Source organism: Pseudohaemophilus paraphrohaemolyticus (assembly GCF_003253115.1).
GTDB lineage: Bacteria > Pseudomonadota > Gammaproteobacteria > Enterobacterales > Pasteurellaceae > Haemophilus_A > Haemophilus_A paraphrohaemolyticus_A.
Genome location: NZ_QEQF01000001.1, coordinates 466449 through 478891 on the forward strand (window position 1 = coordinate 466449; position 12443 = coordinate 478891).

Here is a 12443-nt window from a genome sequence, read left to right on the forward strand (position 1 = left end):
GATAAGCACGAGAGCAACAAGCGGTAGAATTTTTCCTAATTTTAGCAAAACTCTCGTGCAATCCGTGGCAAAGAAAATTAGGAACGTAATCCTACACCTTTCTCAATCAGTGAAAAGGCAAACCAGTATAACATAATACATAACGATCCCAATACCAAAAATGTGTAAAAAATGGGCATATCACTGATACCTAAAAAGCCATAACGGAAACCATTGATCATATACACAATGGGGTTGAACTTGGACACTGCTTGCCAGAAATCAGGCAGTAATGAGATCGAATAAAACACACCGCCCAAGTATGTAAGTGGTGTTAAAACGAAAGTTGGGATTAAACCTACATCATCAAATGTTTTCGCATACACCGCATTAATTAATCCACCTAGTGCGAAACTAATCGTTGTCAGCAAAAGCGTTGAAAAAATCATCAACCAAGAGTGGATATCAAAGGTGATAAACAACAAAGCAACCAGCATTACCAAAATACCAGCCAGCCCACCGCGAACAACACTGCCCACTACATAACCCCAAATAATGTTATGCGTCGAAAGAGGGGAAATAAGCATCTCTTCATAAGTTTTGGTAAATTTACTCAAGAAAAATGATGAGGCGGAATTGACATAAGAGGCTGTGATTGCGGTCATCATCACAAGTCCAGGGGCAATAAACTGCATATAGCTTACCCCGTGCATATCACCAATACGTCCACCAATTAATTGCCCGAAAATCAAGAAATAGAGCGTGGTAGTAATAACCGGTGGCACGAGTGTCTGTCTCCAAATGCGAATAACGCGTTTGCTCTCTTTAGTTGCGAGCGTAAAAAATCCAGTTAAATTCATACTAATTAGCCATTTTAAGGAAAAGTTCTTCCAAGCGGTTTGATTTATTTCGCATACTTAATACTTCCACATTTTGTGTGGTCAGCTGCGTAAACAAATTAGTTAAGCCTTGAGCACGCTGTACTTCTACTTCCAACGTATTTTCATCCAATAATTTATGCGGATAATGCTCAATCACAAGTCGTCTATTTTGCGGAATGTTTTGCAAATCAAGCACGAAAATTTCGGTTTCTAATTTTGCCAAGAGCGACTTCATTGAGGTATTTTCAATCAATTTACCGTGCTGAATAATACCAATGTTTCGGCAGAGGTTTTCCGCTTCTTCAAGATAGTGCGTGGTAAGAATAATAGTGGTGCCTTGTTGATTGAGTTCCCGCAAAAAATCCCAGAGTGAACGGCGAAGTTCAATATCCACGCCCGCGGTAGGTTCATCCAAAATCAACAATTTCGGGTTATGCATTAAAGCGCGAGCAATCATTACCCGACGTTTCATCCCCCCCGACAGTTCGCGGGTTAAATGTGTACGTTTTTCCCATAAATCCAATTTTTTCAGCCACATTTCTGCACGAGCTTTGGCTTCTTTTAACGGAATGCCATAAAAGCCCGCTTGCTGGGTAAGCACATCCTTCACTCTCTCGAATTGGTTGAAATTGAACTCTTGAGGCACCAAGCCGATTTGCTGTTTGAGCTGTGTTTTTTGGGTATCTAAATCATAACCGAAGACTTTTACCGAACCACTGGTTTTATTTACGAGTGAACTAATAATACCAATGGTGGTTGATTTACCCGCCCCGTTATGCCCAAGCAAGGCATAAAAATCGCCCTGCTCGACGGTAAGATCAATGCCCTTTACCGCTTGAACGCCTGTAGCATAGGTTTTGATAAGATTTTTGATTTCTAATGCATGCATAGTTTTTTAGATATAGATGCTAGGGCTACACGCCCTAGGTTAGTGATAAAAGTGTCCCTACGGGACACAAATCTCTTAATAGCACAATCCACGTTTGTGCCATCTATTGATTACAGACACTCCCAGCGCTGATTTATGCGTAACCTAGAGCGAAAGCTCTAGGCTCTTACTACCGCCCTAATCGTCGATTCATCCAGCTCAGCATCAAAGGCTTCGCGTAATAATTTTAATTTTGCATCATTAAACAACGCATTTCTTGCTTCTTGGGTTAATCCCTCAAAAATAGCACGGCGAATTTCAAGCGGGGTTTTACGTTCGGGATTATCAGCAATTGAGAGTTGATAAGTAAGCCCTTTTTCCGATAACGCATCAGCTAAACTTTGGCGAGCTTCTGGGCTGTCTAAATGCGCCATATTCGGTTTTAACACCAAATAAAGCTCATTATCTTGCTTTTCTGCCAAGTAGCTATTTAACGCAATTTGGCGAGTCAATCCGCCTAATTTCAGTTCATTAACCAACGCTGCCCACTCATCCTGTTGACAAGCTAACTCAATGGTTTTCGCCACTAATTCGGGAGTGCGTTCTTGCAAAATAGTTTGCTTAATATCGGAAGGTTTTGCGGTTTCTTCTTGATTTTCTAATTCAGGATTGAGCCAAGTCCAACGGTAATCTTCATCGTTTTTTACAGACGTTTGTTTCGCCTGTTTTTCGTGCTCAAGTTCCGCTTTTTCAGTTTCCGCCAAATGCATAAACCGCTCTTGCAAATTCATTTTTTTTGCAGAAGCACGGTTTGGCATTGAAGGTATTACGGCGTTATTCGGCTTTTTTTTTTCAGTTTGTGCCAGTTGATCTTGCGTCTGCTGTAACTGTTTTCTCGCTTGCATTGCCGCTAATGCGGGTGATATTGCAGGTGCTAAGGCTGGCGGAGTTTGAACTTGAGGTACTACAGCCTGAGTGTAAGCAGTTGGATTTTCTTGCGATTTTGCAAATTGAGGTCGATTTTCTACCGCTTTTGCTGCTGGCTGAACCGCTTTTTCACTTGGTGTTAAGTGCGCTTTAAGCTGAGCGATATTTTGCTCAGACGATGCCGAAGGTCGGCTTACAGCGGGTGTGCTTACCGTTTGATTTTGCACCTGCACACGGTTAATCTCTTCCACACGTTTTGGGTGGAAGGCTAATGCACGCAAGAAAGTCATTTCCACACCCGCACGAGGCTCTGGCGAGAATGGTAACTCTTTTTTGCCCATCAACATCATTTGATAGAAAAACTGTACATCTTCAGGCGCAATCTGTTTTGCTAATAAGTGCAATGGCGTTTCGTCCGCTTCAGGCGATTTAACCAATTGCAACAAGGCAATTTTATGCAATGTTTCTGCGACATCGCTTAATAATTGCGACCAATCGACACCTTTCTCGGATACTTGTTGAATGATAGAAAGTATTTTTTCGCCATTAGCTTGTGAAAGAGCCATCACCAATTCAAGCGGTTGATGATCGTCAATCAAACCAAGCATTTGGCTGACTGCTTCAAGCGTAATGTTAGCATTGCTGACTGCAATCGCTTGGTCTGTCAGGCTTAAAGAGTCACGAATACTGCCTTGAGCCGCTTTGGCTAATTTCTCAATGGCTGGTAGCTCATAAGGGATGTTTTCTTGCTTTAAGATGAATTCAAGATGATTGGCGATTTGATGCTGATCTAACGCACGCAAGTGGAATTGCATGCAACGCGATAAGATCGTAATTGGCAATTTTTGCGGATCTGTCGTCGCTAACAAAAATTTGACGTATTCAGGCGGTTCTTCCAAAGTTTTCAATAATGCATTGAAACTATGACGCGAAAGCATATGCACTTCGTCAATTAGATAAACCTTAAACCGCCCAACGGTTGGCTTATATTGTACGTTATCAAGTAGCTCGCGGGTGTCTTCCACTTTGGTGCGAGAGGCTGCATCGATCTCAATTAAGTCAATAAAACGTCCTTCTTCAATCGCTTTACAATTCGCACACTCGCCACAAGGGGTTGCAGTAATGCCCGTTTCGCAGTTTAATCCTTTCGCAAAAAGACGCGCAATTGAGGTTTTGCCCACCCCGCGCGTGCCAGAGAAAAGATAAGCGTGGTGCAGGCGATTTTCACGTAATCCGTTTTCTAATGCGGATAAAACATGTTGTTGCCCCACCACTTCGGAAAAACGTTGCGGACGCCATTTGCGTGCTAAAACTTGATAACTCATTGATAATAATGACTCAATTAGTGCCCTTCAAAATTCACTAAAGTGAATGATTTAATGCCTTCTTGCTCAAGTCGTTCACGACCACCCAATTCTGGTAAGCAGATCACAAAAGCGGCGTGTTCGACTTTACCGCCTAATTTGCGGATAAGTTTTGCGGTTGCATCAATTGTACCACCTGTTGCTAATAAATCGTCAATCACCAAAACATTGTCGTTAGCATTCACAGAATCGGTGTGGATTTCAAGCGTATCTTCGCCATATTCCAATTGATAAGATTGTGAAATGACTTCACGTGGTAATTTTTTCGGTTTACGCACCAACACAAACGGCAAGCCTAAAGCCAAAGCCACAGGAGCGCCAAAGATAAAACCGCGTGATTCTGTGCCGACAATTTTAGTAATACCTTTATCTTTAAACTCTGCCACAATCGCATCAATACTTGCTTTGAAAGCTTCTGGCACTTCAAGTAGTGATGTAATATCACGGAAAATAATGCCTGCTTTGGGATAATCTGGAATGGATTTGATAGAAGATTTGATTAAATCTAATTGGCTCATTTTTTAACCTTTTATAAATAACAAAATAGCTTCAAGAATTTAGACAAAAATAGATAAAATTACAAGGAAAATTGCAATAAAGAAGCAAAAAATAACCGCTTGTAAAAATTATTCATTACAAGCGGTGCTTTTTTTACACTTAATTTGAATTACAAGATAAAATTCGGTTTGCTTTTCGGAATTAAACATATTCCACATCAATAATATCAAACTCAACCTTACCACCTGGGGTTGTAATGGTTACTGAGTCATCCACTTCTTTGCCGACTAAACCACGAGCGATTGGTGTGTTTACTGAAATCAATCCTTCTTTAATATTTGCTTCATCATCACCTACGATACGATAAGTCACTTCTTCATCGGTTTCAACATTGGTTAATGTCACTGTTGCTCCAAAAATAACCTTGCCGTTATTTTGCATTTTAGTCACATCAATAATTTGGGCACTGCCTAATTTTCCTTCGATTTCTTGAATACGACCTTCACAGAAACCTTGTTGCTCACGAGCAGCGTGATATTCCGCATTTTCTTTTAAGTCACCGTGTTCACGGGCTTCAGCAATGGCAGCAATAATTTGTGGACGGCGTACGTTTTTGAGGAAATCTAACTCTTCACGCAGTTGCTCTGCGCCACGTACCGTCATTGGAATTTGTTTCATGCTCTACCTCTTAGCATTTCTCATAAAATAAAAGTGTTATTATTCAATTTCTTGGTCAAAATAGCAATAGGCGATTGAAAGTGGTCTATTTTTTGCATCAGCCAACTACTCATTAAGAGGTAATTAACTTGTGGTAAATCAAACCAATCTCTGTAATTATTTGCACCGCTTTCGCCTATTCGCTAGAATGCTCAACACTTTTTTATTTTTATTGTGGGACACATTGTAGGTAAGAATGACCATTCTAGCATTAGGCATTAACCATAAAACTGCTTCAGTAAATTTGCGAGGAAAGGTGGCGTTTGATGAACAAAAACGCCAGCTTGCTTTAACGCAGATTCAGCAACAGCATTTGGCTGAAAGCGTGGTTATTCTTTCTACTTGTAACCGAACAGAACTCTATTTCCACAATTCTGATATTACCCCTCAAGAAGAGAGCGAGGAGAACCAAGCGTGGCGTGAACGTTGCTTTGAATGGTTTGCAAACATTCATCAGCTTGAACATACCGAACTTCGCGAATGTCTGTATTTCAAACAAAATATGCAAGCCGCACAGCATTTAATGCGAGTCGCTTGTGGCTTAGACTCGCTCATTTTAGGTGAGCCGCAAATTTTAGGGCAAGTAAAACAAGCCTATCACGCTAGCGAAGATTTTTATCAAGCAAACGGTGGGATTTCAACAAAACTTTCTCGATTGTTTCAACGTACGTTTGCAACCGCAAAACGCGTGCGAACAGAGACGGATATTGGGGCAAGTGCCGTTTCTGTGGCATATGCTGCCTGTGGTTTGGCTCGCCAAATTTTCGATAATTTCGGAAAATTACGTTTTTTATTAGTCGGTGCCGGGGAAACAATTGAGCTTGTTGCGCGTTATTTAATCCAGCATGGTGCAAAAAATATAATGATTGCCAACCGTACGGCTCAACGTGCGGAACAGCTTTCTGAGAAGCTTGAAACGCCGATGCAGATTTTATCGCTAAGTGCATTGCAAATTGGTTTGAATCAAGCTGATGTGGTCATTAGCTCAACGGGTAGTCCTGATACGTTGATTACACAATCGATGGTAAAAGAGGCGCAGAAGAATCGCCAATTCGATCCAATGCTATTGATAGATATTGCCGTACCGCGTGATATTGACGAAAAATCGGGCGATGTAGATGCGGTTTATTCCTATAGCGTGGATGATTTACAAAATATTATTCAACGTAATCTTGCCCAACGCCAACAAGCGGCAGAGCAAGCAGCAGAAATTGTTGATGAAGAGTGCAAAGCCTTTTTTGAATGGCTCAAACAACAGCAGTCAAGTGACTTAATTAAACGTTATCGTCAAGATGCAGAAGCCTTACGCCAAGAGCTGCTTGCAAAAGCCATTCAAGATTTAACTTTAGGGCGAGACAGCGAAAAAGTGCTTCACGATTTAAGCTATAAATTAACCAATCACCTCCTTCACGCGCCAACACAAGCTTTACAAGAGATGGCGAAAAAAGGCAATTCGCAAGGGTTGCAGAGTTTTTCAAGGGCATTGAAGTTAAGTTAAAACCTATTCTTTTTCTCAAGCGGTTGATTTTTGCAATATTTTTGCAGAATTCAACCGCTTGTTTGCTCCTACCGTTATGCTTCGCTTTAGTATATAATATGTCGATTTTGCTGTTCTCCTTTTTAGGTTGGGCAAAGACAAATAGATTAAAGGACAGAAATAAATGACTCCAGTTGTTGCCCTTGTGGGCAGACCGAATGTGGGTAAATCCACATTATTTAACCGCTTAACTCGCACCCGTGATGCGTTAGTGGCGGATTTTCCAGGTTTAACCCGTGACCGTAAATATGGTCACGCTAATATCGCAGGTTATGATTTTATCGTGATTGACACGGGCGGTATTGATGGCACCGAGGAAGGTGTTGAAGAAAAAATGGCGGAACAATCCCTTTTAGCCATTGAGGAAGCTGATGTAGTCCTTTTCTTGGTAGATGCACGTGCAGGGCTTGTGCCAGCAGATGTAGGTATTGCACAATACCTACGACAACGTGAAAAAACGACTGTTCTGGTAGCAAACAAAACTGATGGTATTGATGCTGATTCACACTGTGCAGAATTCTATCAATTAGGCTTAGGCGAAGTAGAACAAATTGCTGCAGCACAAGGTCGTGGTGTTACTCAGTTGATTGAGCAAGTGTTAACCCCATTAGGTGAGCAATTAAATGCGGATAAAGCGGTCGAAAATGGTGAAGAATTTGCAGAAGAAGAGGAAACCTCGCAAGACGAATGGGATCACGATTTCGATGTGGACAATGAAGAAGATGCGGCATTATTAGACCAAGCATTGGAAGAAGAAATCAAAGAACGTATTGAAGATAAAAATATTAAAATTGCGATCGTTGGGCGTCCAAATGTGGGCAAATCAACCTTGACTAACCGCATCCTTGGCGAAGAGCGTGTTGTCGTTTACGATATGCCAGGCACAACTCGCGATTCCATTTATATCCCGATGGAACGCGATGGTCAGCAATATACGATTATCGACACCGCAGGTGTGCGTAAGCGTGGTAAGGTAAATTTAGCTGTCGAGAAATTCTCGGTAATCAAAACCTTACAAGCGATTCAAGATGCGAACGTAGTGCTATTGACTATTGATGCCCGTGAAGGGATTTCCGACCAAGATTTATCGCTCTTGGGCTTTATTCTCAACGCTGGTCGCTCATTAGTGATCGTGGTAAATAAATGGGACGGTTTATCACAAGATATTAAAGATCAAGTGAAATCAGAACTTGATCGCCGTTTAGATTTTATCGACTTCGCTCGTGTGCATTTTATTTCGGCATTACACGGCTCTGGCGTGGGTAACTTGTTCGATTCAGTGAAAGAGGCTTACGCTTGTGCAACACAAAAAACATCGACTTCAATGCTGACTCGTATTTTGCGTATGGCAGCAGACGAACATCAACCACCACTCGTAAATGGTCGCCGTGTGAAATTGAAATATGCGCACCCAGGTGGTTACAACCCGCCGATTATCGTGATTCACGGTAATCAAGTGGAAAAATTAGCTGATTCATACAAACGTTACTTATCGAACTATTTCCGTAAGAGCTTGAAAATTATTGGTAGCCCAATTCGCATTCAATTCCAAGAAGGGAATAACCCATTTGCGGGCAAACGCAATAAACTTACTCCAAGCCAATTGCGTAAACGTAAACGTTTGATGAAATTTATTAAGAAATCAAAAAGATAAGAGAAAACATTATGATGATGCAATACTCTCCCAAATTTAATCAAGCCAAAGTATTGGTGTTGGGCGATGTGATGCTCGACCGCTACTGGTTTGGGGCGACCAATCGTATTTCACCTGAAGCTCCTGTGCCTGTGGTGAAAGTGCAGGATATTGAAGAGCGTGCAGGCGGTGCGGCAAACGTGGCGATGAACATTGCCAGCCTTAATGTGCCTGTGGCTTTGCACGGTTTGATTGGGCGAGATGATGCGGGTAATGCGTTGGATAAATTGCTCAACTCGCACAACATTGAGAACCATTGTGTGGCTGTAGATACTCACCCAACCATTACCAAATTGCGTATTCTCTCTCGCCATCAGCAACTGTTGCGTTTAGATTTTGAAGAAGGCTTTCATAATGTCGATAGCCAACCACTTCTTGCAAAACTTCAGCAAGAAATCACCTCTTACGGGGCGTTAATTTTATCGGATTACGGCAAAGGCACATTGGAAAGCGTTCAGCAGATGATCCAAATTGCACGCCAAGCAAATGTGCCAGTGTTGATCGACCCAAAAGGTACCGATTTTGAACGTTATCGTGGTGCAACCTTGCTCACGCCAAATATGTCTGAATTTGAAGCTGTGGTAGGGCCTTGTAAAGACGATGACGAAATCGTGGCGAAAGGCTTAAAAATGATCATCGACTTTGATTTATCGGCATTATTAGTCACTCGTTCTGAAAAAGGAATGACCTTGCTTCGTCCAAATCAAGCCCCTTATCACTTACCGACTCAAGCTAAAGAGGTATATGATGTGACGGGTGCAGGCGATACGGTAATCAGCGTGTTGGCAACGGCGATTGCTGATGGTCGCCCTTACGAAGAAGCGTGCTATTTAGCCAATGCTGCAGCTGGCGTAGTTGTGGGTAAACTTGGCACTTCAACCATCACTCATGTGGAATTAGAAAATGCGATTCACCAACGTGCAACAACAGGTTTTGGTGTGGTTTCCGAAGCGGAGCTGAAAGAGATCGTGCTAGATGCCAAAAACCGGGGCGAAAAAATCGTAATGACCAACGGTTGTTTTGATATTCTTCACCCAGGACATGTTTCTTACTTAGAAAACGCGCGTAAACTTGGGGATCGTTTAATCGTAGCTGTAAACACTGATGAATCTGTGAAACGCTTAAAAGGCGAAAGTCGCCCAATTAACGATCTGGCAGCACGTATGGCTGTATTAGCAGGCTTAGCTTCTGTGGATTGGGTTGTGCCATTTGATGAAGATACGCCTCAACGCTTGATCGGCGAAATTTTGCCAGATTTGTTAGTGAAAGGCGGAGACTATAAACCCGAAGAGATCGCAGGCAGCCAAGAAGTCTGGGCAAATGGCGGTGAAGTGCAAGTGTTGAACTTCGAGAATGGCTGTTCTACCACCAATGTGATTAAGAAAATTCAATCTCTAGCCTAATTGAACCTTGTGTGTTCAGTTTGCTCTAATAGTCGTTATTTAGTGGTTCTTATATAGGAAAAATAAAATGAAAATGACTTCCGCAAAATCAATTTTAGTCGCTGTAATAGGGGCTTTATTCTTCGCTAAATCTGCAATCGCAGAAGAGCGTGTTGTAGCAACCGTTGATGGCAATATGATTATGGAAAGCCAAGTGGTACGCGCATTAGGTAAAAATGCTAATAATGCGGCAAACCGTAAAGCTGCTCTTGAAAGCATTATTGATGAAACATTGGTTCAACAAGCTGTGAAAAAAGCAGGCATTATAGTCGATCACCGCCAAGTTGATCGTGCAATTGAAGATATTGCCGCTCGTAATGGCTTAACCTATGGCCAATTATTGGATGCATTGGATTACCAAGGCATCAGCCTTAATCAATATCGCCAACAAATTGCTCAGCAAATGATGATGGAAGCTGTACGCCATCAAAGCATTGGTCAAGCAATCCAAGTGCAACCTGAACAAGTTCAAGCTCAAGCAAAAGCAATGTTAGAGCAAGATAAAGCTGCTGGAAAAGTTCAACAAGTATCAGCACCAGAATATCGCATCAGCCATATTCTTATCAAAACTAATCCTGTGTTAAATGATGTTAAAGCTAAAACAAAATTAAACCAACTTGTTGCAGATATCAAAGCAGGAAAAACGACCTTTGAAGAGGCGGCAAAAGCAAATTCAGTTGATTATGTTTCCGCAGCGGATGGAGGAGATTTAGGTTTCCAATTCTTAGATACCTTTGATCCAGCTTTTGCTAACGTGGCAAGCCGTGCGAAAAAAGATCAAATCTCTGCACCATTTAAATCACAGTTCGGCTGGCACATTTTGAAAGTGACTGATACACGTCAAGGTGACAGAACTCAAGATGCATATGCTCAAAAAGCCTATCAAAACTTGGTGAATAAACAAGCCGAGGAAGCCTCAAAAGATTGGGTAAAAACCTTACGTAAAGGGGCAAATATCCAATATGTAGATGCTAAATAATTCAATCTATTTCAGAGAACCTCGCTTAAGCGGGGTTCTTTAATTTCAAAAACATTCTTCACACATTTAAAACATAATGAGTACAAATTCAAAAAAACATTTAGGCCATACTGCTCGTAAACGTTTAGGGCAAAACTTCTTACACGATATGAATGTTATTCATAATATCGTATCAGCAATTAACCCCAAAAGCGGTCAATTTTTATTAGAAATTGGTCCAGGCTTGGGGGCTTTAACTGAACCTGTTGCGGAATTAGTCAATAAACTTACCGTCGTAGAACTTGACCGTGATTTAGCGGAGCGTTTACGCCATCATCCTTTTATCAACCAAAAACTGACCATCATCGAACAAGATGCACTGCGTTTTAATTTCCGTGAATATTTTGAAAGCCTGAATTTACAATATGGCGAGGGCGTACGTGTATTCGGTAACTTGCCTTATAATATCTCTACCCCATTGATGTTCCATCTGTTTAAGTTCCATGACTTAATCCAAGATATGCATTTTATGTTGCAAAAAGAGGTGGTAAAACGTTTATGTGCCGCACCAAATAGCAAAGCTTACGGACGCTTAACCATCATGGCGCAATATTATTGCCAAGTAATGCCTGTGCTTGAAGTACCACCGACAGCATTCAAACCTGCACCAAAAGTAGATTCTGCGGTCGTGCGTTTAGTGCCATACAAAACCTTACCACACCCCGTAAAAGATATTTATTGGCTTAATCGCGTAACAACTCAAGCATTTAACCAGCGTCGTAAAACCTTACGTAACGCATTATCAACGCTATTTACTGCCGAACAATTAGAAGCATTAGGCGTAGATTTAACCGCTCGTGCTGAAAATCTTAGCATCGCAGATTATTCTCGTTTGGCGAACTGGTTGTGCGATAATCCGCCTGCAGATGTGAATCATGAGGAAGTGTTGAAAGAGGTTTTTGAAGAATAATTGACAAAGAAAAGCTATAAACTACTGAAAAATATAAGGTTATGTTTATTAGTTTGAGGTAGGCGCTGAATAAGTAGTATTCAGAACCAATCATAAACTGATTGTTACGACGTTTAGTATTATTTTGAACTGCTACTGAATTTAATTTATTTTCTTTGTACTCATACATTGTGTACACACTTAAAATAAGTGTATTGTACCGAGTGGTGCACTGTGTAAGTTAATAAGCCATCAGAAAGGCTTCATGTGTTTGGTACTCACTTCATCGGTAATGATTGTCATATTGCCGTAAGTTAATTCACCAAATGATTAGTGACTAAAATCCACATAAAGTTGGCAGTCATAAAGATGGTCAAAACTGTTTTGTGATGAAAATAAATCTTAGAAACGCTGCTCCACACGACACAATGCATAAAAGCTTCGCCTAATTGTTGAGTTACTTTAAAGCCAAAACGTGAACCATTATCGCGAACTGCTTGGTTTACGTGGTTACGGGTAGTTTCACCATTTACTGGTGAAGTTTTATTTGTAGTACTGAGCCATTGCAAACGTACAGAGCCTGTGAAATCAATTTGAGTGCCTGTTTCTTCTACTTTATAAGTTAAAGCA

The 12443-nt window shown here is 41.3% G+C and carries 11 protein-coding genes; 5 read left to right on the forward strand and 6 right to left on the reverse strand.

Annotation, left to right across the window (positions count from 1 at the left end; translation table 11 throughout):
* Positions 1-77 precede the first annotated feature (77 nt).
* The 5 genes from DPV92_RS02015 to greA form a co-directional block, all read right to left on the reverse strand.
* On the reverse strand, positions 78-839 hold the full coding sequence (locus tag DPV92_RS02015; protein WP_111353430.1) for an ABC transporter permease: 762 nt from the start codon (positions 837-839) through the stop codon (positions 78-80).
* A 1-nt stretch (position 840) separates the two neighbouring features.
* Entirely contained in the window at positions 841-1749 is a 909-nt protein-coding gene (locus DPV92_RS02020; RefSeq protein ID WP_111353431.1) for an ABC transporter ATP-binding protein, read from the reverse strand.
* A 158-nt stretch (positions 1750-1907) separates the two neighbouring features.
* Positions 1908-3980 (reverse strand): DNA polymerase III subunit gamma/tau, encoded by a 2073-nt coding sequence (dnaX, locus tag DPV92_RS02025; RefSeq protein ID WP_111353432.1) that lies wholly within the window; start codon positions 3978-3980, stop codon positions 1908-1910.
* 17 nt (positions 3981-3997) lie between these two features.
* On the reverse strand, positions 3998-4537 hold the full coding sequence (gene apt, locus DPV92_RS02030) for an adenine phosphoribosyltransferase (protein ID WP_111353433.1): 540 nt from the start codon (positions 4535-4537) through the stop codon (positions 3998-4000).
* Between the two features lie 181 nt (positions 4538-4718).
* Positions 4719-5195, reverse strand: coding sequence for a transcription elongation factor GreA (gene greA / locus DPV92_RS02035; protein WP_111353434.1), 477 nt, complete (start codon positions 5193-5195; stop codon positions 4719-4721).
* Positions 5196-5430: 235 nt separating this feature from the next.
* Here greA and hemA point away from each other — a divergent pair, with 235 nt between their 5' ends.
* The 5 genes from hemA to rsmA all read left to right on the forward strand — a co-directional run bounded on the left by hemA (position 5431) and on the right by rsmA (position 11834).
* The gene (gene hemA, locus DPV92_RS02040) at positions 5431-6732 is read left to right on the forward strand and encodes a glutamyl-tRNA reductase (protein WP_111353435.1); all 1302 of its coding nucleotides are present in this window, start codon (positions 5431-5433) and stop codon (positions 6730-6732) included.
* A gap of 163 nt (positions 6733-6895) precedes the next feature.
* The gene (gene der, locus DPV92_RS02045; RefSeq protein WP_111353436.1) at positions 6896-8425 is read left to right on the forward strand and encodes a ribosome biogenesis GTPase Der; all 1530 of its coding nucleotides are present in this window, start codon (positions 6896-6898) and stop codon (positions 8423-8425) included.
* 11 nt (positions 8426-8436) lie between these two features.
* Positions 8437-9867 (forward strand): bifunctional D-glycero-beta-D-manno-heptose-7-phosphate kinase/D-glycero-beta-D-manno-heptose 1-phosphate adenylyltransferase HldE, encoded by a 1431-nt coding sequence (gene hldE, locus DPV92_RS02050; RefSeq protein ID WP_111353437.1) that lies wholly within the window; start codon positions 8437-8439, stop codon positions 9865-9867.
* 67 nt (positions 9868-9934) lie between these two features.
* Complete coding sequence (locus tag DPV92_RS02055; RefSeq protein WP_111353438.1) at positions 9935-10885, forward strand: peptidylprolyl isomerase; 951 nt, start codon at positions 9935-9937, stop codon at positions 10883-10885.
* Between the two features lie 73 nt (positions 10886-10958).
* Positions 10959-11834, forward strand: a complete 876-nt coding sequence (gene rsmA / locus DPV92_RS02060) for a 16S rRNA (adenine(1518)-N(6)/adenine(1519)-N(6))-dimethyltransferase RsmA (RefSeq protein WP_111353439.1) — start codon at positions 10959-10961, stop codon at positions 11832-11834.
* A gap of 293 nt (positions 11835-12127) precedes the next feature.
* On the opposite strand, the gene DPV92_RS09800 is transcribed toward rsmA, so the two are convergent.
* The gene (locus tag DPV92_RS09800) at positions 12128-12382 is read right to left on the reverse strand and encodes a hypothetical protein (protein WP_192574163.1); all 255 of its coding nucleotides are present in this window, start codon (positions 12380-12382) and stop codon (positions 12128-12130) included.
* Between the last annotated feature and the right edge of the window lie 61 nt (positions 12383-12443).